Consider the following 24,143-nt stretch of genomic DNA (forward strand, 5'->3'; position numbering starts at 1 on the left):
TAGCGCAAGTTTTGCCAATTTAGCAAAATCTACCTTCAAAATCGAGGAACTGGATAACTTAAAATGGGGAGTATTTTCCTCATTTTGCACCAACATTGCTTTTTTAATGCGCTCTTTCAAATGCTCAACTTCAGAATCCAGCAACTTCCATTCAGGCAAAATTTCTTTGTACCTTTCCCCCAATGCTGTTAAATCCTCTTTCTCCGGTTCCGGCGCAATTTTCTTAGTAGATTTTCGCCGCTGCTGTACATTAGAATTCAAGCGCCAACTAGCAATATCCTGCACTTCCAAAGATGGATCGGCGATGAGCTCGCCTAACTGTTTTTGAATTTCTTTCGTCAGGGTCACCGGAAAATTTAACTCAATTCCCTCAGTTTGCGTCAGTTTTGCCAGCGTGAGAAAATCTACTTTCATAGCTATCGAACTGGAAAGCTCAAAATAATAACTGTCTTTGAGCTTTTGCGCCAGCATCCCTGCTTTAATGCGTTCTTTCACTTCAGCGATTTCTGAATCTAGCGGCTTCCACTGAGATTCTATTTCCTGATATTTATCGCCCAATGCTGCCAAGTTTTCCGTTGCGGGTTCGGGGTAACATTGGGCAAGGATTTCTACCAGGCGGCGATGCACTCCAGCTAAATAAACCGCGTCCATCTTGGCATATTCTAGCTGCTTCTGGGTCAGGGGGCGCTTTGCCCAATCGCCGCTTTGTTCTGTTTTATCTACATAAGCAATGCCACAAAGTGTTTGTATTAAAGTTTTGAGTTGTCGATTAGGTAAGGGCAGAATGTAAGTGGGAATCTTTCTTGCCATTTTTAATGTGCAAGTGACATTTTGAGCGTCATCGTTGCCCAGAAATCTGATGTCATAGCTGGCGTTGTGCAAAACTTTTTCAATATCTGGATTGACCATGATTTGGTTGATAAAATCTTTGGCCAATTCAGGTTGATCCAAGACATCTAGTAGAAAAGTGGCATCTCCTGTCGCATCTGTGGAGTCAGCTAACACTTGAATCAGAGACAATCTGGGGTTGGATTTATATTCTGCTATTTCTGTATCCACCCACAGGATTTTAGCTTGCGTCAATTTAGCAATGAGTGTTTTGATGTCGTTTGCTGCGATTAAATAAGGCATTTTTACAGACTTTTGCTATTAACTTTATGATTCTATTATGCTATAGCAATTATGGGATCGATTGTCAACGATCGCATTAAGGACACGGGAATGCCGTGTCCCTAGAGGTATTTTTTCATAATTAGTATTAAATGTTGACCAGTCTTGGAGGCAGAAACCGGGAATAGATGAGCGCATTTTTACCATTCAGCAGTAAGGTACGCAGCGCGTACCTTACAAACTATTAACCTATGACTATTCTGCCACTTCCTCTGATTCCGATTCTTCGATCGACTCTTCACCCGCAGCGGGGACTAAAGCCACAGCTACGATCGAATCATCCTCATCTAACCGCTGCACCCGCACACCCGTTGCTGTGCGCGATTGGGTAGAAATTGCACTCACAGCCTGACGGATAATAATACCTCGGTTGGTAATGATCATCAACTCGTCATCTTCGTTGACAATTCGCAGCGCAGCTACCTGATCCTTACCCTTTTTAGACTTGAATTTAGTAGCCGTCAATCCCTTGCCAGCCCGTCTTTGTAGGCGGAATTGAGAAACTGGAACCCGTTTGCCATAGCCGTTAGTGGTGATTACCAACACCGAAGGAACTTCGCTGCTAACTGTCGAAATTTCTTCGGCATCTTCGCCTTCAATTTCCTCGGCTTGCAGTTCTAATTCTTCGTCTTCCAATTCCCCATCTTCAGTGTCCAATTCAGCAATTTCGCCTCCTTCTAATTCCGAGTCTTCAGTTTCTAATAAAGCAATATTAGCTCCCTCTAATTCCGAGTCTTCAGTTTCCAATTCAGCAATTTCGGCAACAATTGAACTCGGCAATATGTCCATGCTGATCAACTCATCGCCCGATCGCAATTTCATCGATTTTACACCCCGCGTCGCGCGGCCGACAGGACGCAACTGTTCGTGATTGGTGCGGAAATGAATTGCCATCCCTTGGCGCGTGCCGATGATGATGCTGTCGCCCACTTTTGCTCTCCGCACCCAGCGCAGTTGGTCGCCTTCTTCTAGAGAAATCGCGATTAATCCGTTAGTGCGGATGTTGCCAAAAGCTGAAAGTGCGGTTTTCTTGATGTAGCCGCCGCGAGTCAGCATTACCAAATATTCTTCGCTGGTGAATTCTGTGACTGACACCATAGAAGTGATTTTTTCTTCTATAGGAATCGGCAGCAGTTGCACCACGGGAGTGCCGCGGGCCGTCCGCGAACAGACTGGGATTTGATAAGCTTTGACAGAGTAAACTACGCCCCTGTCACTGAAGAACAAAACGCTGTCATGATCGCAGCAGGAAAGGAAATGTTCTACTCCGTCGTCTTCTTTCATTTTCGCGCCTGCTTTGCCGCGAGTAGCGCGACTTTGGGCCTCGAAAGTGCTGACAGGCATCCGCTTGATGTAGCCTTGCTCTGTGATCAGAATAATTGCTTGTTCGTTGGCAATTAAATCTCTTTCATCGATTTCTCCTTCGGCGTGCTCGATGACGCTGCGTCTAGGAGTCGCGATTTTTGTTTGGATTTCGACTGCTTCAACTTCGGCGATTTCTAAGATGCGTTCCCTGCGCGCTAAGATATCTTCCAAATCTTCGATTTTAGCTCGCAGTTCTTCGTGTTCTTGCTGAATTTTTTGCGCTTCTAACGCTGTCAAACGCCGGAGCTGCATTTGCAGAATTGCGTCTGATTGCTGTTCGGAAAGACCGTAATTATCCATCAATTCCTGTTTGGCTGCTGCGGAGTCGGCAGCGGCGCGAATTAAGTGAATAATTGCATCTAAGTTGTCTAGGGCAATTAATAAGCCTTGCAGAAGGTGGTCGCGTTCTTCTGCTTTGCGGAGCTCATATTGAGTCCGGCGAGTAATTGTCTCAATGCGGAAGTCTAGGAAGACATTGAGGAATTGGGAGAGCGTAAGTAGTTGGGGTTCCCCATTTACTAGCGCTAACATATTGGCTCCAAAGTTGGCTTGGAGGGGTGTTTGTTTATAGAGGTTGTTGAGGACGACGCGGGGATAGGCGTCGCGCTTTAGTTCGATCACGATCCGCATTCCGTCTCTATCGCTTTCGTCGCGAATGTCGGAAATTCCATCTAATCTTTTGTCGTTGACAAGTTCGGCAATTTTCTCAATTAGCGCTGCCTTGTTTGTTTGGTAAGGCAATTCGGTGATAATAATTGCTTCTTTGTCGGGGCGGCCCGGATGTTCAATGGTTTCAATGCCGGCGACTCCGCGCATTGTAATCGAACCGCGCCCGGTGGTGTAAGCATCGCGAATGCCGCCTCTCCCCAGAATTTGCCCTCCCGTAGGAAAGTCCGGACCGGGAATGTACTGCATCAATTCCAGGTCAGTAATTGCTGGATTGTGGATTAGTGCTACTAAACCGTCAATTATTTCGCCTAAATTGTGGGGGGGAATGTTGGTTGCCATCCCTACAGCAATCCCGGAGGAACCGTTGAGCAAAATTTGGGGGATGCGTGCCGGGAGTACGAGGGGTTCTTGCTGGGAACCGTCGAAGTTGTCGCCGAAATCAACTGTTTCCGAGTCGATGTCGCGCAGCATGGAGTCGCTAGTCAAAGCTGTCAGGCGACATTCGGTGTAACGCATGGCAGCGGGCGGGTCGTTGTCAACGGAGCCGAAGTTGCCGTGGCCGTTGATCAGGCGTTCCCGCATGGAGAAATCCTGAGCCATCCGCACCAGGGCGTCGTAAACCGCTGTATCTCCGTGCGGGTGATACTTGCCCAGCACCTCCCCCACGACGCGGGCGCATTTGCGGAAAGGTCGATCGGGAGTCAAGCCCAATTCGTTCATGGCGTAGAGAATGCGTCGGTGAACGGGCTTGAGACCGTCCCTGGCATCTGGTAGCGCCCGACCGACAATTACGCTCATGGCGTATTCCAAGTACGATCGGGACATCTCATTACCCAGATCCGTCGGGATTATCCGCGACTCAGAGGTGCTCATAGGTTGAAAAACTCCGTTAAAAATTTAAATTTGACGGCTATAAATCTCAAAAATGCGATAAAATCGGTTTGGATTCAGTAGAGCTGCCAAATATTGCAAATTACTCCTGAAATTATATCACAATTTGCCTTTGACTTTATGGGAAAGTTGCCAGAAAAATTAAGGGACGAAACAAGGACAATTGATACTTTGTCAGTTAGTGATTTGGTCAGCGGTTGGCAAAAGCTAGAAAGGTTTTTTTAGGCGGTCGGGTTTCATGCTTTGGTGAGTTTTTTTGAGGGCTATATAAAAAATTAAAATGAGGGCCCGATCGCAATTTTAATTTCACAAAACCGAAGGCCTTCTTAAAGCAAACTAAAAATCTAAAATCTAAAATCTAAAATCAGCCGATGCTACCCGTCATCTACTCCGAAGATTTTTTGCTGCACAAGACTGGAATGCTTCACCCAGAGCGACCAGAACGTTTAACGGCGATCGTCAACGCTCTGAAAGCTGCTCCTTGGGCGGCTCAAATTGAGTGGCAATTGCCCACCCCAGTGGCGCAGTGCGAAAAAGCACTGTTCTCGGCTATCAAAAAAGTTCACTCGCAAAGATACATCAAAGAAGTCGAACATTTGGCTCATCGGGGAGGCGGCTACCTCGACGGCGATACGCCGATTTCTGCTGAAAGTTACGACGTAGCGCTGCTAGCGGCGAGTGCTTGGCTCGATGGGGTCGATCGAGTGGTGGCTGCGGGGGAACCGGCTTTTGTGCTGGCCAGGCCGCCGGGACACCACGCCGAAAAAGCCCGCGCGATGGGTTTTTGCTTGTTTTCCAATGCTGCGATCGCTGCTCACTACGCCCTGGAACAGCCGGGAATCGACCGCGTTGCCGTCCTCGACTGGGACGTGCACCACGGCAACGGCACTCAATCTTTGGTCGAACACTGCCGCCAAATTGCCTACTGTTCCCTGCACCAATCTCCGTGCTATCCGGGAACGGGAGATGCTGAGGAGCGCGGTGCCTACGACAACGTGCTGAACATTCCCCTCTATCCGGGCGGTGGCATAGCTGAATACCTGAGCGCCTTTGAATCTCTTGTCGTGCCTTTTTTGTCGAAATTTGAACCGGATTTGTTGATTGTCAGCGCTGGTTATGACGCTACTGCGTCCGATCCACTGGCGAGTATGACTCTGATGCCGTCAGATTTCGGTACTTTCACCGGATACTGCTTGCAAATCACCCGCCGCATCGCCTTTGGTTTGGAGGGGGGTTACGCGCTCAAAGATTTGGCCGAGTCAGTTGTGGCGACTATTGACCGATGCCTCAATTAGTTGGAAAATTGGCATAGGGGAAAATGAGGTTGAGAAGCCATAAGGACGGGAGGGAAAGTTTTTGAAGGCGATCCTCCTTGATGGTCTTTTTCCCTCGGACTTCTGACTCCTTCCTCCTGACTTCAGTGACAGGCATCACAAATTGAATAGATCCAAGTCACTGGGCATCAAAGTCTTGGTCACAGATTTTTAACCAAAAAATCACACTGTGTCAATGTTTTCGATCGCCTTTGAAGTCACTCCCAGAGTGCATAATACAAATACAACAAGCCTGTTAAAATTTTATCTGTCTCAATCAACTAGGAGGTTTATCATGTCAGTATCCCAAATGACACTCGAAGAGTTATTTGGTCAGGTCATGTTCTCCAGCGTCGTGACTCGCCACGACCGGAGACAGCTCAGATCTGCACTCTTAGAAAGAACTCTGAATGAAGATGAGTATGCCATCATCAACCGGCTGCTGTACAACGTTCGCCGCGGTTGGGTAAAAATTGTCGATTAAAGACCTGGCAACAGCTCCCTGTAGCGGAGTTAATACCATTTTCGATTAAATAATTGGTAATGACTGATAAATATCGGGCTTGAGAACACAGAAATACTGTTACATTTTCTGTGGAACTCATTACAAGTATAACTTGCCACTTAGGGAAGTTTTTTGTGTTTCATACTTGGTTCGAGACTGTGATGTATTTGACCAGAGTGTTAATTATCATCCAAATCTCGCTACACATCAGCCTAGAGGTAGAGATAATTATAAAATGACAGGTTTCGGGTGCATCTCTACTTGTTGAAAACTTGTGAGTTTTGAGTTGTTAACTGAAAAGTTATAATTAACTCAAAACTCATAATTTTTTGGAGTTGAGATGGGAGATTCGAGAGTGGGAAAAGTGATGAATATCAGGGTTAAAAACCGCTATAAAGTTAATATTTTTTAAACTGATATTAAGAATCAAAACTATAAGCAGTTTGCGGTTGAGGAGGAGTGTGCGATCGTTACCAGCACACCGAGTCGCATTGGTCGATCGACCATTCCGGCAATTTGAGCCCGGAAGTGTCAAAATATTAACAACCAGTTCATCCCCAAAATATATGGCTCCCGCCGTTTTAATTGAAAATCTTCAGAAACGCTACGGCACTGTAGAAGCCGTTAAAGATGTTTCCTTCAAGGTAGAACCGGGGGAAATATTTGGTTTGCTAGGCCCCAACGGTGCAGGCAAAACCACAACCCTGCGGGTACTTTGTACTTTGAGTGCGCCCGATAGCGGACGCATTGAAGTGTCTGGCATTTCTGCTGTCAGTCAGCCGAGAATTGCTAGACAAAGACTCGGCTACGTCGCCCAAGAAGTGGCTCTCGATAAGGTGCTGACGGGGCGGGAACTCCTGCAACTGCAAGCAGCGCTTTACCATTTGCCGCGCCCTACGATTAAAGGGCGGATTGACGAAATGGTGAAACTCCTCGGTTTGGAGGAGTGGGAAAATAAAAAGACGGGCACTTATTCCGGCGGTATCCGCAAACGCCTCGACTTAGCTGCTGGATTGCTGCACCAGCCGGATGTTTTGGTGTTAGACGAACCGACTGTCGGGCTCGATATTGAAAGTCGGGTGGTAGTGTGGGATTTCCTGCGGCGCTTGCGGGAAGAAGGTACGACGGTTTTGATTACGAGTCACTATCTCGAAGAAGTTGATGCTTTGGCCGATCGCGTGGCGATTATTGACAAGGGTACGGTGATTGCTGAGGGGACGCCGGAGGAGTTGAAAAATCGGGTTGGGGGCGATCGGGTGACTTTGCGGATTCGGGAGTTTTCGCCGATGGAAGAAGCCGAAAAAGCTAAAACTCTGATGCAATCGCTGCCTTTTGTGCAGGAAGTAATTGTCAATACGGCTCAAGGAAATTCTCTCAATTTAGTAGTAACACCGCAAAGCGATGCGCTGGTGACAATTCAGCAAGCTTTGAAAGATGCGGGACTTCCTACTTTTGGGATTGCTCAATCTCGGCCGAGTTTGGATGATGTGTATTTGGCTGCGACTGGTAAGACGCTGTTGGATGCGGAGTTGGCTGCTGCTAGCAACCGCGATTTGAAGGCTGAGCAAAAACAGGCGATGCGATCGTAGTTTGAGGGAAGGGAAAAGTTCGTCAGAAACAGGCAAGATGCCTGTTCCACAAAGAGTGAATTTTCTTGTGGAACAGGCATCTTGCCTGTTCATAAACGAGATCAACCGATATTTAAGCTGAATTTAATATCATACATCCAAAACTTGCTCTGCTGTCAGCGCTAATTCTGGGAAAGTTCGGGATATAATTCGCTCAGTTCCTCGGTAAGCAGTCATTTTATAAACGCCATTTTCATCAAGCAGGTAAACAAAAACAGTCGGCTCTTTCGGGTTGCCCAAATAGTTTCTGCTACCCAAAGCTAAATAATCGACAATCCAATATTCATAAATTCCCAGCCGCTGATATTCATCCAGCTTATCGATATAATCATCTTCCCAATTTGTTGAGACAACTTCTACAACTAATTGTGGGGGTTCATTTAGGGCTGAGGGGGCGAAAGGTTGGGATTCCCAGAGGGTTTTATCTACTACGGTAATATCAGGATGTCGGCCTTGTTCTTTACCATTTGAGATTAATGTCCTGACTACAATTCTGCCAGACACCCTGTAATTCAGGTTGAGTATTTTTACCTCGTATTGGAACGTATTTTCAATAAAATCAGCTACATTTTCGTGCTGTCTTATTGTTGGTAAAGTTTGGACAATTTCTCCATTAACCAGTTCATATAGCAAAACCATTTGATTTGTAAACAATCGATTCAATGAGCACAAGCGTTTCAGGTGGTTCTACATTCATGACTCAAATAGACTTGCTATAGCGTCCGTCTTCATCTGGCAGTTGCTTGATGAATCGATCGAAAGTGAGCATTAGTTTAAGTTGGGTAGGAGTTGCGATCGTGATTTTATCTCATTTAGCTAGATATTTAAAACTATTCTGCCACCATTTTTACATACTGTTTTAACACAGGTGGCATCGTGAAAACTATTTCAGATTCACAGCTCAATTTTTCGATTATTCCCCGTCTTGCTAAAGATTGAATTGCTTGACATAATTCGCGCTGCGAACCTTGACATTTTGCCATAAATTGGGGAAACGAAACAGGTTCGATTTCATTACTAAGTTGCGAAATAGCCTGTTTTTCTATTTCAGACAACCGCTGATAGTGCTGCTGCAATATTGGTGTCAATTCATCACCTAAAAATACTGGTTGACAACTCAAATATTGAGATACTCTACCGCTAAATAAGTTGTTAATGGTTTGAGCGACTAATTTTAACCAGAGGGGATTGCCTTGATAAATGTTAATCAAGTCTGGCCATCTTTCTTCATCCAATAAACCTTTTTCTCTAAGAATTTCTTTTGCTGTTTCACCTAAAGCAGTTAACTGCAATAAACGTACTGCTGAATTATCGTCGGTGAATGTGATGATGTCTGAGGGAGGTTCCCAACTATTGAGGATTAAACAACTGTTGTGGGGAATTTCACCTATGAGTTTAAATAGGGTTCCGTAATTTTCATATCCGGGTTTATAATTTCCTGCAAGTTGCCCGCTGCTGAGAATTTGCTGCACGTCATCTAGGAGGATTAGACAGCGATTGTCGCGCAATGCTTCTATGAGGATTGACAATTGAGCATCGGTGTTGGTGGGAAGGTTACTTTCTGGTTGATTTAAGAGAAATTGAATGAGGGTTTTGAGAGTTGTTTCTAGGGGTGGGGAGGTGCGGAGACTGCGCCAGATGATGCGATCGAATTGAGTTTGAATTTGGGGGATGAGGTGACGGGCGATCGCACTTTTTCCGGTGCCTGCCATACCTGTGATGGTGAGGAGGCGGCAGTTTTGCTCTAGAATCCAGGTTTCGAGGGCGGTGAGGGGTGAGTTGGGGTAGTTGTAAAAGGTTTTGAGCTCCGGTGCATCTCTTAAATCGAGTCGCGGTTTCTGTTGGGTGTCGTCTTCAGTTGAGGTTTGTGGTGGGGGTGAGTTTTGTGAAGTTTTGGGATGGTGCGAGGTTTCTGTGCAGACGTTTATATTCCCTTTGTGGACAAGGTTAAAATAACCAGAATTTGAAATTTTAGAGATTTCATATCTTTCCATTGTGGAGCTAAAATTGGATTTATTAACATCTTCCTCTAAGATTTTTGAAAGAATTTGCCATAACTTTGAGGCAATATTTCTGACATGGCGTTCAGTACAATGAACCTCTTTAGAAATTTCGGAGTATCTTTTACCTTGCCACGTTCCCCGTACTACTGCCTGTTGCCGATCGTCTAGGTGTTTGCCCGTCTTAGTGAACACCAAGCCATCGGCCAACCTTAAGAGTTCTTGAACATCCATTTATTGGGTAGGTGTAGGAAGTTTTATCTATTGTATCAGACTTTTTCTGACTTTTTCTGACTTTTTCTGACTTAGGAGGGCAAAATGTGACTTTTAACGGCTAGCTAATTTTATCAACTACTGGCTAATTGTGACATTCTCCTACTGGACAATACATAAAAATTAAAGTTAAACTTTTTAACGAGGGGCATTAAAGCAAGAAATTGCTTAAAATGTGGTTGCGTCCGTGAGCAAAGAAGTAAATAAAAAGGCTCATAAATTAGTTTTGCCCTTAGTTTTGACATGGGTAGGAGTGCCGATGTTAATCCGCCTGGGTTTGCTTTTTTATCAACCAGCTTTTTTAATAATTGCAAGAGGTTGAGGGGCTTTTCGCCTCGTGAAATGTTCGTAAAAATTTGGTAATTTCCAAAAGGATAAAAAATTATGTCTAGTGCATTATCCCTACCGCAAGCTAATTTAAAAATGGCTCTCTGGCAAGTCGATGCTGATGCAATGAGTAGCAGCGACTTGTATGTTTGGTTAAATGATATCGGCTTGCCACATGAAGTCTCGATCCGGCTGCATGAACTTGCCACATACACGAAAAAAGCTGCTAACAAAGTTTTACTCATCGGCAAAATTCTCCTCCTTAAAATCATAGAATTTGTCAAAGCGCATCCCCATTTAGCGATAGGGGTTGCTGTTGGTGTCGCTGTAAGAATTTTGGCAAGTTCGATACCATTTGTCGGCCCGTTATTAGAACCTTTGGCAACAGCGCTGGGTATCCCAATTGGTGCAATGGCAGGCCACCGACTCGATCGAGGCAAAGAGGTGTCTGATGGAATTATTGGAATTGTTCAAGAGATTATTGAGATTGCCAAAGAATTTTTTCAATTACTGATAGACGTTTTCAATACAATTTTCCGCAACGTCATCACTGCTTAACTGCCTAAATTAGCAAAAAAATTGAGGTCTAATATGTCGGCAAATAAAACGCCAACCAAAGAGCAAATTCTGAAGTCAATAGAGCAACTGGAAAAAAACCCACATGATAAATTAGGGATTTTAGGAGATATTGGCATTGGTGTGGTGGGGGCTGCCGGTGCTGGTGCGGCGGCGGCAGCTTTCGGTGGTGGATCTGTATTATTTGGGTTAATAGCCGTTGCACCTCCCGTAGGATTAGTTGTTGGCGGTGCAGCTTTAGGTGCTGCTGCTCTTGTAGGGGTAAAACGAATGTTATTTGATGGCACTTATGACCAGGGAAAACAAGCAGAAATGCTTAAAAACTTAAAACAACAGGCAAGAGATCTTGAAGCCAAAGAAAGAGCCTCTAACCTGGAAGACAGCGATAAAACTAAATTTATTGTTTCCTTGAAAGAACCCGTCAGGCTCGATTTAATTAGCCCGCAAGACGCTCAGGATTTAATTAGGGCCGTAGAAAACGGTAAAATGGCAATCAAAGAGGCGATTAAAATGGTTGAGGATGTGGTTAAAGCTGCTAAACCATAACTGCCTTCTGACTGCGTAACCTGGGAATGCTAAGTTGTAAGTCTGCGATCGCCCTTACTTAAACCAAGTGCGATCGCTCTTTATAAGAGACTACTGATACTCTGATTCTTGCCATTCTCTATCTTCCTGGTAATGCTGCAACATTCCCTCAGCTTGTTTTGCTAGAATGATTCGCCTCTCTTCAAGCGGCAATTGCATAAATTCTCGGCGACTGGGATAGTCGGCTAGTGTTGGTATTTCTAAATCTATATCAATATCTAATGGCTGTGCTTTTCCTGCGGAAATTTCCTTTTTGGCGCGCTGTGCAGCCACAATCAGCGATTGTTGTGTGTTCTCACAAGATAAATTCCACTCCTCTTCATCCCTTAATTATTCAAGATATTCTCGCAAATGTTCAACCACTTTGTCTTGAAGAGTTTCTGGCAAAGATTCCATGATTTTGACCAAAGTGGCGATCGCCCTTGATGACATAGCTTTATCCTCCTAGTAAATCAAGTTGTTATTTAGTATATTTGATGAGCTTATTCTCAATTTTAGAGCGATCGCCCGCCCAACACCACCAATACCTCCAGACTTGCTACTGTAAAGAGAGTTAGATTTAATCAAAATCAGCGCAAGCAATTATGAGCGGTACTGTTACATCTCCCAACAACCTCAACCAGCAGCGATCGCCCTCAACGGCTATTACAGCCTCGAACAGTTCCCTGCTGGGCGACTTCATCCAAGAAACACTCGCCTTAACCAAGCGCCTGTTTATTCAATTGCAGCGCCGCCCCTCCACGCTAGTTGCAGGCATTATTCAGCCCCTGATGTGGTTGGTTTTGTTCGGAGCTCTGTTTGAAAATGCACCCGCAGGCTTGTTCGGCGAAAGCCAGAATTACGGACAATTTCTCGGCGCTGGTGTAATCGTTTTTACTGCTTTTGCCGGGGCGCTGAATGCTGGTTTGCCGATTATGTTCGATCGCGAGTTCGGATTTCTCAACCGCTTGTTAGTCGCGCCGCTGGCTTCCAGATTTTCGATCGTCCTGGCTTCGGCTATTTTTATTGTCACCCTCAGCTTTATCCAAACCGGCACAATCGTTACAGCGGGCGCGTTTTTGGGCGCGGGATTCCCCGGAATTGCCGGACTAGGGGCGATCGCCCTAATTGTGCTGCTGTTAGTTTTGGGCGTCACCGGCTTGAGTCTGGGTTTAGCCTTCGCCCTTCCCGGTCACGTAGAATTAATAGCGGTAATTTTTGTTACTAACTTGCCGCTGTTATTTGCCAGCACAGCCCTCGCGCCGCTGTCATTTATGCCAGAGTGGCTGCAAGTGGTAGTGACTCTCAATCCTCTGAGTTACGCGATCGAACCCATCCGCTACCTGTACCTACACAGCGATTGGTCGCTAGCCAGTGTCGTGATGCACGCTCCTTGGGGTAATGTCACCTTTGGAGGAGCGCTGTTAGTGCTGCTGGCGTTTGATTTGGTGGCGCTGCTGAGTATTCAACCGCTGCTGAGACGCAGGTTTGCTTAGGGCGATCGTTTAACCTGCACCGTCAATGGTAGGGACACGGCAATGCCGTGTCCTTAGCCCCAGCGAAGTAATATAATATTTAGTCACAAGTCAGAATATTGTTTAGATACAATTGTTTTTTTGAAGATTCAATTAATAAATTATGAACACCAAAACTTCCAAATCCGGCAAATTGATGATGGGGCTTGCTACAAGCGCGATCGCATCCTGTGCTCTGTTCTCCCCTCAAGCAAGCTTCGCTCAAGCCAGCGGTTTAAATAATGCCCAACCGCTACAAGACTTTCAAACTCAAGACAATACCGACCCATTTTCCGGCCGCAGCAGCGGCAGCGCAATATTTGATTTAATTCACAGATCCCAATTGGGAGGCGGCCGCAGCATGGAAGAATTTAATAGCGAACAGCGCCAAAATTTGAACGATGCGGCAGCAGAATTTCGCAACAAACAGCGCCAACTACTGGAAAAGCAAGCTGTACCTTCTGAAGGGGCGATCGCACCAGCAGAAATTACCGCCCCCGTCCCTTAAATTTACAACTGCTGTTTGCTCATTTCTCAGTCCGCGTGAGCGAAGCCAGCGCTTAGGCGGACTTCGTTTGTCTAGCAGCGATTTCAAGATCCCAATCTTCTCTAAAAACCATCGCCCTTAATCCCGTTCCAACCACGCCCGCATTTTACCCGGATTAAGCAAACCGTAAGGATCGACCAACTCTTTAAACTGCAACTGTTCCACATTAATACTTTTCATCCCTCCATCTTCCAATATATAAGTGTGAGGATTAGCAATCATTGCGCCTTGCTCTTCGTGATAGCGAATAATTTCATTGAGGCGTGATTCCGTAGTGTAGCGAACTATTTGCAAAGCCGCGGCGATCGCCCTGCCATTAATCCGCAAAAACTCCAAGTGCATCATCACCTCATCCCCATAATAATTGTACAGTTCCTCAATCAATTTCAAACCTTTATCTGGGGGAAAAATCGTCTGCAAATAAGTAAGAGAGGGGTCAGCGCTGCGAGCGTGCAGAGTTGTATGATTCCAAGTAAATTCAGCAATAGCTGCACCTTTGCTCGCTGCTTGCGCGTCTTTTTGATAGCAAATTGTGCCACCATATTCGCGCACCAAATCTTGCAGCGGTTCCAGACAAGATTCAGCTACCATTAACAAAGCGCAGTGCTTACCTTCAGGAATCGCCTCGCGGAAAGCAGCAAAATAAGCAGGAATCGGCCAAGCACAAACACAAATTAGTTTTTTGATAATTCCGTCAGCATCGCCCAAAGCTTGACCGAAGTTTGCCGATGTCATAAAATCGTCAAAAGCGACGATGATTTCCGCCCAAGGATAAGCAGGGGCGAGGGGAATTTCTAACTCAGTAATAATCCCATTTGTGCCGTAAGCGTGATTGACTTTTTGCACTTCATCGCCGCGCAATTCGATGACGCGCGGCTCGTCTTCCATTGTAACGACTCGAACGGCATGAAGATTTCCCCGATCGCGCAATTGCCCGTAAGTTATCGAACCAATTCCCCCGCTACCGCCGCCGATAAATCCCCCAATCGTTGCGGTGCGATAGGTTGAGGGAACCATCCGCAATTCCCAACCAGTTTCTCGCGCCTGTTTGTCGAAAACCGACATTTTCACCCCTGGTTCTACGCAAGCTAAACCCGGTTTTATCCAGCGGATACTGTGCATTTTGGTGGTATCTAAAATGACGCCGCCCTTGAGGGGAATGCACTGCCCGTAATTGCCCGTTCCTGCACCTCTGACAGTTAGCGGAATTTTGAATTTGACGCAGGCTGCAGCAATCCGCAAAACTTCGGCTTCGCTGGCGGGACGAACGACTAAATCTCCTGTTTTATCACTTAAGAGAGGTTGCAAAACTGGACTGAAGTGATAATAGTCTTGAGATAGCTTGACAACTTGCGCGCGATCGCTAATTATTTCAATTCCCGATAGTTCCGAAGAAAAAGCATCCCAGTCAATACTTTGAATCGCATTTGCAGTCATTTTGTTTTCTCAATCCTGACAGGATTATATATTTTCTCAAGCATAACTTAGTAACCTAAAATACTAACTGCCATCTTTCTTTACGCAGTAAGGTGCTGAGGTTTCATCCTACATAGCAAAGCTGGTTTTTTCAATTAATAAATCCCCCAAACACCGCCATACCGTAGTATTTCCAAGGCACTGCAACAGTGTCAAATCCAGATGAGACAAGCATTTCCAACTGGGCCGAAAGTGTAGCTAGGCGATCGGGATTAGAATACCCGTAAGAGACACTCGTTCCCACCTTTGCGCGAATTTGTGCTAAGGTTTCCCCCTGACTTAGCGCCCAATCTTCTCGCGCCGCTTGATAAATATCTTTCATTGCTGCTGATTCTGCTAAAAGAGGATCGGCATTCCAAAAACAGCCACCAGCATTTAAACTTTTGCGAATCCGTTGAAACAATTTCAACTTCATCTCATCCTCAATATGGTGAATTGCCAGAGAGGAAATGCAAGCATTGAATTTATCAGCTAAGCCTGATGAATTTGGATTGTTCGCCCATTCTCCAAAATCCATTTCTATGCCAGTCCACCGAGCTGCGTATCCTGCCGACTCTATTTTGGCGCGGGCAAAATCAAGCATCCGCGGCGAGTAATCGACAGCAACTATTTCCGCAAATGGGTAGCGTTTAAGAACTTTTACAGTGAGTTCTCCGGTACCGCAGCCGAGTTCTAAAATGCGGTTGTTTGTGTTAGCAATGCAGCCGGCTAATACATCCAGCATTTCGTCATATTTAGGTAAAAGTCGCCGAATGCCCGTATCAAAATCAGCAGTATTAACGAAAACTTCTCCCGGAAAAATTTCCTTGTTAGTAGGTGAGACAGTAGAGTCAGAATTCACGATCGCCAACCATAGACTACAATTGCTATCCTAACCGAGATAAAGCAAAAAGTGCGTGAAGTAGAGACACGGCACTGCCATGTCCTTAACCGAGCATCTGTACTTCACTCAACAGAAAATCCCTATAAAGTTATGGGTATTCTTACGGATAAGCGAAACACTCGCGGTAAACAATAATTAACCCTCGGTTGCACTCAGAGAGTCTTGCTTTACCCCGGACGCCAGCAAAACAGTCTGAGAAAGCAGTGTTATGTTAGTAGTGCATAAATTCCAATCAAGATTAAACCTCACACGTGAGGATACCATGCCCCAGTTGATTTATCGAATTCGGGCTGCCATCAGCCAATTAATTTACAAGCGAATTCTGCTTGCGGTGACAATTTTATTTTGTGTAGGTGTAGGAGTAGCGATGGCAAATATGTCTCGTCTTTCCTCCACCCTAATCGAATCGCAAGCTCTCCAAAATGCCACCCTCTATGCCCAAGCAGTTAAAGAAGCCCGCACCCTTTACAGTTCCGATGTTGTTAGTCCTCTCAACACCGCTGAAGCAATTAACTTTACCCACGACTACAACCCGACAAAAGTAACAGTTCCCGTACCAGCCAGTTTCTTAATAGAACTAGGCAACCATATCACAAAAAAAAATCCCGAAGTATCACTTCGTCTCTACAGCAACTACCCGTTTCCCTGGCGGCAAAAAGAAGGCGGAGTCCGAGACGAGTTTGAACGGCAAGCTATTACGTATTTGACGCAAAATCCGACAGAAAAATTTTTCCGCGTTGATGATGTTCGCGGCAAACCCGCCTTTCGATATGCCGAGGCAGATATTCTAAGTTCTAGCTGCGTGAACTGTCACAATACTCACCGTGACAGTCCTAAAACTGATTGGAAAGTGGGAGATGTGCGGGGGATATTAGAAATTACTCAACCTCTCGATACCATCACTCAACATACTCAAAGTGAACTTAAAAACCTGTTTTTACTGTTAGTAGGACTTTCACTTTTAGGGGTCACAGGATTAACTTTATCTATCAGCAGGTTGCGCCAAAATGCTAAACAATTAGAACAGCGCGTCAGGGAACGCACGGCACAATTGCAAGAAACTAATGTAGAATTGCTGAAAGAACAGGAAAAGAGCGATCGCCTGCTGCTCAATATTTTACCCGAATCCATTGCTGCTAAGCTAAAAGATGGTCACAGCAGTATTGCTGACGGCTTCGCAGAAGTCACGATTTTGTTTGCGGATATCGTAGGCTTTACCGTGCTTTCTGCACAAATATCTCCTGAAGAACTGCTCAAGTTTCTAAACGAAATTTTTTCAGCCTTCGATAGCTTAACGGAAAAGTACGGCTTGGAAAAAATCAAAACAATTGGAGATGCTTACATGGTAGTGGGAGGTTTGCCAAATCCCAGCACCAACCACGCCGAAAGCATTGCGGAAATGGCTTTAGGTATGCAGGAGGAATTAGCAAAATTTAATGCCAAACATCATGCAGGAATTAACATTCGCATCGGCATCAATACCGGGCCGGCAATTGCTGGGGTTATTGGCACTAAAAAATTTATTTACGACCTCTGGGGCGATGCCGTCAATACAGCAGCCCGCATGGAATCCCACGGAATTGCCGGCGCGATTCAAGTCACACAATCAACTTACGATATTTTGAGAAATAAGTATCTGTTTGAAGACAGAGGAATTATCCACATCAAAGGCAAGGGCGATATGAATACTTATCTGCTTGCAGGCAGGCTAGTCAGCGCAGTTCCGGTTTAATTTGTTTATTATATTATGAAGGGGTATGCTAGTTAGTCCGAAGTCATCAGTCATTAGTTGTTAACCGTTAGCCAAGAACTAACAGTTAATGCCTGCTGGCTTTTGACTGCTGACAATTACAGGAATTACAGAGGGGATGTGAGAACCCGGTTTCTGCGCGGTTGCTTCGTTGACAAACCAAAAATTTATTACGAGAAACCGGGTTTATTTTCTTATGTCCTACATTAGCCATTTGCAAAATAGTAAGTTTTATGTTATCGCGGATTTTATCATTCTTGAAATTTTTCCAATCTCGCTTGTCTAGGCAAATAGCTTTGTGGGTATTTGCTAGTATTCTTGTCATAGAGGGAATTATTTTAGTTCCCTCTTATTTTCGGCGAGAAAATGAACTTTTAAGCCAACTGGAACAGGTATCTCGGGCGACTGTTGATTCCCTAGAGTTTTTGCTCCAACAAGATATTTCCGATCGCACTTTCTTGCAAGAAGAAGTAAAAAATATTATTAAGGATTCTCAAGTAGTGTTAGGACTATCTATTTACCAAGCTAACAGTGAACTAATATATACACTTGGCGAACCGCCAGAAATCAGTTTAGATAAACTAAAAAAAGCTCGTATAGTTCACAGTCACAATTTCGATGGTAAGCGCTACGATATTGCTTGGACTGAGCGACATTTTGGAGGCGATTACATCTTAATTGTTCGCCACGATGCTTCCACCGTTCAACCGGAACTCTACGCATTTATCGGGCGGATTGCGGTTCTAGTCATCATTATATCAGCCTTTGTCACTTCGGTGACTATGTTTTTTTTAGGGGTGACAGTAATTTCACCTCTCTTGAGATTGCGCGATGACTTGATCGCTGCTGGAGACGCTTTGAGCAAAGATCAAGAAAAACCTGATTTCTACTCTCTCTCTGTCAAGCGCGATGACGAGTTGGGAGAACTCATGGTCGCATTCAATCAAATGTTTCACCGAGTATACAAGGAAATTGCACAGCGGAAACAAGCTGAAGAAGTATTACGCACCGAACAAGAAAAGTCGGAACGTTTATTACTAAATATATTACCTGTCATGATTGCCGATCGCCTAAAACAAGGTCAGATAAATATTGCGGACGGATTTGCCGAGGTTACGATTTTGTTTGCTGATATTGTGGGCTTTACCGACATATCTTCGCGCACATCTCCTGAAGAATTAGTAGAATTACTTAACAAAATATTTTCAGCTTTCGATTGCTTAAGCGAACAATACGGCTTAGAAAAAATTAAGACTATCGGTGACAATTATATGGTAGCAGGCGGTTTGCCGCTTCCCTGTACAAATCACGCCGAATCTATTGCAGAAATGGCTCTAGAAATGCAGCAAGAAATTATGAAATTCCGCGACGAATGTGGTAAACCTCTCAATATCCGCATTGGCATTAATACGGGGCCTGTTGTAGCCGGTGTCATCGGCACTAAAAAGTTTATTTACGATTTGTGGGGAGATGCTGTGAATACAGCAAGCCGCATGGAATCTCAGGGACTTCCGGGTAAAATTCAAGTTAGCAACTCAACTTATGAGTTGCTGTGCGATAAGTATTTGTTGGAAAAGCGCGGTAAAATTAATGTTAAAGGCAAAGGCTCTATGACGACTTATTTGCTCAAAGGCAGAAAATTGTAACTGACAATTTTAACCATCGCCCGCGAATACGTGGTATGGTGGCTGACGTTGCAGGGCAGGCGCCCTCGCCACCAAACTATATTTTTTTTGAACGAACCGCGAAGACGCTAAGGATGCGAAGGAAGAGAAGAGAAGAAAAGAGAAGAGAATATAAAGAGTTGCCAAGTGAGTTAACTTTGTTATATTAAAATGGGAGTTGATATTAGTTAGATGGGTAAAAATGACGGCGGATCAGGAACCGAATTCTTCTACTTCACCGATTTGGCAGCCCTTCACGCAAATGAAAACGGCGGCCCCGCCACTGAAGGTAATTCGCGGCAAAGGATCGGTGCTGGAATTAGCAGACGGGCGACAAATTCTCGACTGTATTTCTAGTTGGTGGGTGACTGTTCACGGCCACAGCCATCCGGTTCTCGCGGAGGCTCTTTATGAACAAGCTCAAAAGTTAGAACACGTAATCTTCGCGGGGTTTACTCACGAACCGGCCCAGAAACTTGCGAGTAAATTGCTAACTCATACGCCTGCTTCTTTAACGCGGATTTTCTTTTCTGACAACGGATCGACTGCTGTTGAAGTTGCTCTGAAAATGGCATTTCAATATTGGCGCAATCTCGGAGAAACTAACCGTACTAGCTTTATTAGTTTTGAGGGAGGTTATCACGGCGATACTGTGGGCGCGATGTCTGCTGGTAGAAGTTCGCTGTGGTGGGAATCTTTTGCACCTTTAATGTTTGCTGGGGATGTTGTTCCTTTTCCTGCGACTTTTGACGGCGATGAGGAGGTGGAAAGCAAGGAGGCCACGAGTTTAGAGAAATTGGAGTTTTTGTTAAAGCAGGGCGGCTATGCGGGAATTTTTATCGAACCTTTGGTGCAAGGTGCCGGGGGAATGCGAATGTGCCGCCCTGAGTTTTTGCAGGCGATCGCACAACTTGCCCGCCAGTTTAATGTATTGTTGATTTACGATGAAGTAATGACTGGTTTTGGTCGCACGGGCGAACTGTTTGCCTCTGTTAAATCTGCAACTTCACCAGATATCCTGTGTTTGTCTAAAGGATTGTCTGGCGGCTGTTTGCCAATTGCTGTCACAATGGCATCGGAGGATATTTATCAAGCTTTCTGGCGAGATGAACCGGACAAAGCTTTTTTTCACAGTCATTCTTACACTGGAAATCCCTTAGCTTGTGCGGTGAGTGTAGCATCCTTGGAGCTTTTGGAGCAAAACCCAAATGTGTATCAAGGGATGGAAAAACTCCACCACAAATATCTGAATCAATGGCTGAGAAATCATCCTAAACTCGAACGGATTCGGGCTTGCGGCACCATCGCAGCCATGGATGTAAAAACCGAAAGCGTTTCCGGTTATTTTAATGACATCGGTTCAGTTTTGAAAGCCAGATTTCTCGAAGCGGGGTTTTTGCTCCGCCCCTTGGGAAATACGCTTTACTTGATGCCTCCTTACTGCATTTCTCCTGATGAACTAGAATCGATTTATCGGGTGATTCGTCAGGTTTTGGATACTCTGTAAACCCTTTAACTTTAGTAATGAATTTACCCAATTGGAACGATTTGGCTGACGACGCACTGGCGGGCAAATGTATCTCTCGCGAGCAATCTTTAGCCGTATTGCGCGCACCGGATGAGGTTTTGCTGGAACAACTAAACGCAGCTTATCGGGTGCGCCGCCACTACTGGGGAAACCGAGTCAGGCTGCACTATTTGTTAAACGCTCAAAGTGGCCTTTGTCCTGAAGATTGCCATTATTGTTCTCAGTCAAAAATTTCGACTGCGGAAATTGAGAAATATCCGCTTTTAGCTAAGGAGAAAATTCTGGATGCCGCGCAACGCGCAGCAGAGTTAAAAGCTGGTACGTTTTGTTTGGTGATTTCGGGCCGCCAACCTAGCGCATCTACTTTTGATCGCGTTTTGGATGCTGTCGAGACTGTGAAGGCAAATTATAACCTGAAAATCTGTGCTTGTTTGGGATTGTTGAGCGAGGAGCAAACTCATCGGCTGGCTAAAGCTGGAGTCGATCGCGTAAATCACAATCTCAATACTTCCGAATCATATCACTCGGACATTTGCACGACTCACACTTTTGGCGATCGGGTTGAAACCGTCGAACACGTAAAAGCAGCGGGAATCACAACTTGTTCCGGCGGCATTTTGGGGATGGGCGAATCGGATGATGATGCGATCGATTTAGCGCTTTCGCTTCGCAAGTTGGGGGTTACTAGCGTCCCGGTCAACTTTTTCATTCCGATTCCCGGCACGCCATTTGCAGATGTGAACAGGTTAACTCCCCGCCAATGTTTGCGAATTCTCTGTTTGTTCCGATTTTTGCTTCCCAGTCAAGAAATTCGGATTGCTGGGGGACGGGAGGTGCATTTGCGATCGCTGCAACCTCTCGGACTCTACCCCGCTAATTCTATCTTTGTTGGCGATTATCTGACAACTCCCGGACAAGCTGCCCATCAAGATTGGGACATGATTCGAGATGCGGGATTTGCGATCGAATCCCCCGAAGGTTCTCTCTTAGAAGTTGATTCAGCAGTTACCCAATCAAACAAAAAAACCCTGGTTGTGTAACTCTTATAGCAGTTTTCAATCGGATGAAATAGAGTAGGACACGGCAGTGCCGTGTGCCTACCCAATATCTCTACTTCACGTTTACGCATGGGCGGATAGAAACCGGGTTTCTGATGTAGCAAATGCGTCAGCCGTAAGTTCTTAGATTGTAGCCATAAACCCTTATTCTACGGTTGACATTCTTTAATCTGAAATCTAAAATCTAAAATCTAAAATAATACAAGAGGGGGAAACTGTGGACCAACGGGAAGAAATTACTATCGCAGAATACCAGCTAACTGCCGAATCTTTCCGAGAAGGAACTTGGCATCACGACGTATCTCAAAATCGAACCGCACTGACGGCTGCTATGCCCCGCAATCCCGGTAAAATTTTAGATATAGGATGCGGGCCGGGACGAGATTTAGTAGCGTTCAAGAGCCAAGGACACACAGTTGTAGGCTTAGATGCAACTCCAGCTTTTGTAGAAATAGCTAAGAAGTTATCGGGATGCGAAGTTTGGCAGCAATCTTTTCTGAATCTCGACTTGCCAAATGCAGAATTTGACGGTATTTTTGCCAATGCTTCCCTGATTCACGTTCCCAGCGACGAGATGGTGAAAGTGCTGCAAGATTTGCACAAAGCCTTAGTTGTTAACGGTGCAATTGTCATGTCAATGTGCCGGGGAAATTGGGAGGGATACGACGAGAGACCAACGGGAAAACGCTATACTGCCGGATGGGAATATCATACTTTAGCACCTTGTTTAGAACAAACAGGATTTGCAATTGTCAATCACTACTATCGCCCACCAGGCTTACCCCGCGAAGCTCAATCTTGGGTAGTAATAGTGGGCAGAAAAATATAAAGTAAATTGGAAACTGGGAATAGGTAATTGCGAATCATTCCCCTCTCTTCCTCTGCGCCCTCTGCGGTTAAATAAAAAAATCATTCACCAATTGACAGAGGATTGTTGTATAATCTACATTCAAATAAACTAATTTGTGCACCCCTTAAATCCACATTGATATGACAGAGAAATTCCACATTTTTTTAGCTGGTGCTAGTCGAGGAGTCGGCTTAGAAATCGCGAAATGTCTGACAGCACAAAAGATGCAAGTAACTGCACTTTTGCGATCACCCGCAACCAGCACCGAATTAGAAACCCTGGGCATCAAATTCGTGACTGGCGATGCTTTGGATGCTGCCGCTGTAGAAGCTGCGATGGCTGGCGGTGAACCAATTCATGCCGTAATCAGCACAATTGGCGGCTTGCCAAAAGATGGAGAAAGAGCCGATTATTTGGGCAACAAAAACTTGATTGATGCGGCTGTCAAAGCAGGCGTGCAAAAATTTATTTTAGTTTCATCCATCGGCAGCGGTAACAGTGCCGCTGCTTTGCAACCGCAGGTTTTGGAAACTTTGGCCCCGGTCTTAATTGAAAAGGAAAAAGCCGAAAATCATTTGATAGAAAGCGGGATGATTTATACAGTGATTCGTCCCGGCGGACTCAAATCCGAACCTGCAACAGGCAACGGTATTTTAACAGAAGATTGTCGAGTTGCTGGAACTATTCACCGGGCGGATGTAGCGCAGCTAGTTTGTCAGTGTTTAGTTTCTGATACTGCTAACAATAAAGTTTTGTCGGCGGTAGACAGGCAAATGGTTTACGGCAATCCAGAATTTGAGGTATTAACTTTCAGTTAAATATCCAAACCTCAAAAAACACAAAAACCTGTAGGGGCGGTTTAAGCGAACAATACAAAACTTCCGCCCTTTGCAGATTTTTGTACAAAACCCGCCCCGACTCAAGAATCGAAAGGCTTAATCCACGATCGCCCGATCGCCCAATCCAAAACCAAACCCGCGATCGCAAACAATACTACACTCTCGGCACCGCGAACAGCAAACGGCAATAAATCCTGTAGGGCGGGCATCTTCCCGGGTTCAAAAAACAATCCAGCATCCAACTGTCCAAAAGCCCGCACCAAGCCAAAAGCCAACACCGCACCAGATTTTAGCTGCAGGTTAACATCTCGGCGAATCGCATAGCGGTAAGTCACGCCGAACAAAAAACCGCCCAAAAGTGCCATCGCCCCTCTGAAGGCAAAATTTAGGTCAATTTCCCTTACCTGCAAACTCGCCAGAGAATCCAACCTATCCGCTAGAATTAAGGTATTACCAAGGGCTATCGCCCCAAAACCCAGCAAACAAGACAAAGCAGCAACACTCCCTGCCTTCAAAGATTCTACCCGTTCAGCGGCACTAAAATTTGACGAGTCCTTCACGGCGCCCTCATTCTTAAAATAGCTCAAATTGACTTATCATAAGGTTTGGAGTCACTTTGTACAGTTTGTTCAATAAATAGCTATGGATATTTTGTCACTCGGTTGGGTTTCGGTACTAGTTCTGTTCTCCTTCTCAATTTCAATGGTCATTTGGGGACGCAACGGTTTCTAGATTCCAGAATAGCTTGCGGGG

General features: G+C 45.2%; 22 protein-coding genes. 14 read left to right on the plus strand and 8 right to left on the minus strand.

Features of this window, described 5'->3' with window-relative positions; all coding sequences use genetic code 11:
* The coding region (locus QUA38_RS09755) for a ribonuclease D (protein ID WP_333161259.1) at positions 1-1,131 on the minus strand (1,131 nt) is incomplete at its 3' end.
* Positions 1,132-1,365: 234 nt separating this feature from the next.
* Positions 1,366-4,077: a DNA gyrase subunit A gene (gene gyrA, locus QUA38_RS09760; RefSeq protein WP_333161261.1), complete on the minus strand. Its 2,712-nt coding sequence runs from the start codon at positions 4,075-4,077 to the stop codon at positions 1,366-1,368.
* Between the two features lie 389 nt (positions 4,078-4,466).
* Here gyrA and QUA38_RS09765 point away from each other — a divergent pair, with 389 nt between their 5' ends.
* The 3 genes from QUA38_RS09765 (at position 4,467) to QUA38_RS09775 (ending at position 7,502) form a co-directional block, all read left to right on the plus strand.
* Positions 4,467-5,390, plus strand: coding sequence for a histone deacetylase (locus QUA38_RS09765; RefSeq protein WP_333161263.1), 924 nt, complete (start codon positions 4,467-4,469; stop codon positions 5,388-5,390).
* A gap of 313 nt (positions 5,391-5,703) precedes the next feature.
* Complete coding sequence (locus tag QUA38_RS09770) at positions 5,704-5,892, plus strand: hypothetical protein (protein ID WP_015175516.1); 189 nt, start codon at positions 5,704-5,706, stop codon at positions 5,890-5,892.
* A gap of 587 nt (positions 5,893-6,479) precedes the next feature.
* Positions 6,480-7,502, plus strand: coding sequence for an ATP-binding cassette domain-containing protein (locus QUA38_RS09775; RefSeq protein ID WP_333161265.1), 1,023 nt, complete (start codon positions 6,480-6,482; stop codon positions 7,500-7,502).
* A gap of 129 nt (positions 7,503-7,631) precedes the next feature.
* Here the strand turns inward: QUA38_RS09775 and QUA38_RS09780 are convergent, their stop codons facing one another.
* Together QUA38_RS09780 and QUA38_RS09785 are read right to left on the minus strand one after the other, a co-directional pair.
* A complete protein-coding gene (locus tag QUA38_RS09780) occupies positions 7,632-8,180 on the minus strand; it encodes a Uma2 family endonuclease (RefSeq protein ID WP_333161267.1) in 549 nt (182 codons plus the stop codon).
* Between the two features lie 191 nt (positions 8,181-8,371).
* The gene (locus QUA38_RS09785) at positions 8,372-9,775 is read right to left on the minus strand and encodes an NB-ARC domain-containing protein (protein ID WP_333161269.1); all 1,404 of its coding nucleotides are present in this window, start codon (positions 9,773-9,775) and stop codon (positions 8,372-8,374) included.
* 423 nt (positions 9,776-10,198) lie between these two features.
* On the opposite strand from QUA38_RS09785, the gene QUA38_RS09790 reads away from it, so the two are divergent.
* Together QUA38_RS09790 and QUA38_RS09795 are read left to right on the plus strand one after the other, a co-directional pair.
* The gene (locus QUA38_RS09790; RefSeq protein WP_333161271.1) at positions 10,199-10,699 is read left to right on the plus strand and encodes a hypothetical protein; all 501 of its coding nucleotides are present in this window, start codon (positions 10,199-10,201) and stop codon (positions 10,697-10,699) included.
* Between the two features lie 33 nt (positions 10,700-10,732).
* Positions 10,733-11,263, plus strand: a complete 531-nt coding sequence (locus tag QUA38_RS09795) for a hypothetical protein (RefSeq protein ID WP_333161273.1) — start codon at positions 10,733-10,735, stop codon at positions 11,261-11,263.
* A 90-nt stretch (positions 11,264-11,353) separates the two neighbouring features.
* On the opposite strand, the gene QUA38_RS09800 is transcribed toward QUA38_RS09795, so the two are convergent.
* Complete coding sequence (locus QUA38_RS09800; RefSeq protein WP_333161275.1) at positions 11,354-11,575, minus strand: hypothetical protein; 222 nt, start codon at positions 11,573-11,575, stop codon at positions 11,354-11,356.
* A 311-nt stretch (positions 11,576-11,886) separates the two neighbouring features.
* On the opposite strand from QUA38_RS09800, the gene QUA38_RS09805 reads away from it, so the two are divergent.
* Both QUA38_RS09805 and QUA38_RS09810 read left to right on the plus strand, forming a co-directional pair.
* Positions 11,887-12,777, plus strand: a complete 891-nt coding sequence (locus QUA38_RS09805) for an ABC transporter permease (RefSeq protein WP_333161277.1) — start codon at positions 11,887-11,889, stop codon at positions 12,775-12,777.
* Between the two features lie 142 nt (positions 12,778-12,919).
* A complete protein-coding gene (locus QUA38_RS09810; RefSeq protein ID WP_333161279.1) occupies positions 12,920-13,303 on the plus strand; it encodes a hypothetical protein in 384 nt (127 codons plus the stop codon).
* Between the two features lie 117 nt (positions 13,304-13,420).
* On the opposite strand, the gene QUA38_RS09815 is transcribed toward QUA38_RS09810, so the two are convergent.
* Both QUA38_RS09815 and QUA38_RS09820 read right to left on the minus strand, forming a co-directional pair.
* Positions 13,421-14,779 carry an FAD-binding oxidoreductase gene (locus QUA38_RS09815; protein ID WP_333161281.1) on the minus strand — a complete coding sequence of 453 codons (1,359 nt, stop codon included), beginning with the start codon at positions 14,777-14,779 and terminating at the stop codon, positions 13,421-13,423.
* A gap of 130 nt (positions 14,780-14,909) precedes the next feature.
* Positions 14,910-15,659, minus strand: coding sequence for a methyltransferase domain-containing protein (locus tag QUA38_RS09820; protein WP_333094215.1), 750 nt, complete (start codon positions 15,657-15,659; stop codon positions 14,910-14,912).
* Positions 15,660-15,963: 304 nt separating this feature from the next.
* Between QUA38_RS09820 and QUA38_RS09825 the strand changes: the two genes are divergently transcribed.
* The 6 genes from QUA38_RS09825 to QUA38_RS09850 all read left to right on the plus strand — a co-directional run bounded on the left by QUA38_RS09825 (position 15,964) and on the right by QUA38_RS09850 (position 23,369).
* A complete protein-coding gene (locus tag QUA38_RS09825) occupies positions 15,964-17,433 on the plus strand; it encodes an adenylate/guanylate cyclase domain-containing protein (RefSeq protein WP_333094216.1) in 1,470 nt (489 codons plus the stop codon).
* Between the two features lie 251 nt (positions 17,434-17,684).
* Positions 17,685-19,097, plus strand: a complete 1,413-nt coding sequence (locus QUA38_RS09830; protein ID WP_333094218.1) for an adenylate/guanylate cyclase domain-containing protein — start codon at positions 17,685-17,687, stop codon at positions 19,095-19,097.
* Between the two features lie 220 nt (positions 19,098-19,317).
* A complete protein-coding gene (gene bioA, locus QUA38_RS09835; RefSeq protein ID WP_333094220.1) occupies positions 19,318-20,622 on the plus strand; it encodes an adenosylmethionine--8-amino-7-oxononanoate transaminase in 1,305 nt (434 codons plus the stop codon).
* Positions 20,623-20,639: 17 nt separating this feature from the next.
* Complete coding sequence (bioB, locus tag QUA38_RS09840) at positions 20,640-21,683, plus strand: biotin synthase BioB (protein ID WP_333161283.1); 1,044 nt, start codon at positions 20,640-20,642, stop codon at positions 21,681-21,683.
* A 235-nt stretch (positions 21,684-21,918) separates the two neighbouring features.
* Positions 21,919-22,530, plus strand: coding sequence for a methyltransferase domain-containing protein (locus QUA38_RS09845; RefSeq protein WP_333161285.1), 612 nt, complete (start codon positions 21,919-21,921; stop codon positions 22,528-22,530).
* Between the two features lie 161 nt (positions 22,531-22,691).
* Positions 22,692-23,369 carry an SDR family oxidoreductase gene (locus QUA38_RS09850; protein ID WP_333161286.1) on the plus strand — a complete coding sequence of 226 codons (678 nt, stop codon included), beginning with the start codon at positions 22,692-22,694 and terminating at the stop codon, positions 23,367-23,369.
* 101 nt (positions 23,370-23,470) lie between these two features.
* Here the strand turns inward: QUA38_RS09850 and QUA38_RS09855 are convergent, their stop codons facing one another.
* Positions 23,471-23,950, minus strand: a complete 480-nt coding sequence (locus QUA38_RS09855) for a hypothetical protein (RefSeq protein ID WP_333161287.1) — start codon at positions 23,948-23,950, stop codon at positions 23,471-23,473.
* Between the two features lie 82 nt (positions 23,951-24,032).
* Between QUA38_RS09855 and petN the strand changes: the two genes are divergently transcribed.
* Positions 24,033-24,122, plus strand: a complete 90-nt coding sequence (petN, locus tag QUA38_RS09860; protein ID WP_071883976.1) for a cytochrome b6-f complex subunit PetN — start codon at positions 24,033-24,035, stop codon at positions 24,120-24,122.
* Positions 24,123-24,143 lie beyond the last annotated feature (21 nt).

This window comes from Microcoleus sp. Pol12B4 (assembly GCF_036701385.1).
Taxonomy (GTDB): domain Bacteria; phylum Cyanobacteriota; class Cyanobacteriia; order Cyanobacteriales; family Microcoleaceae; genus Microcoleus.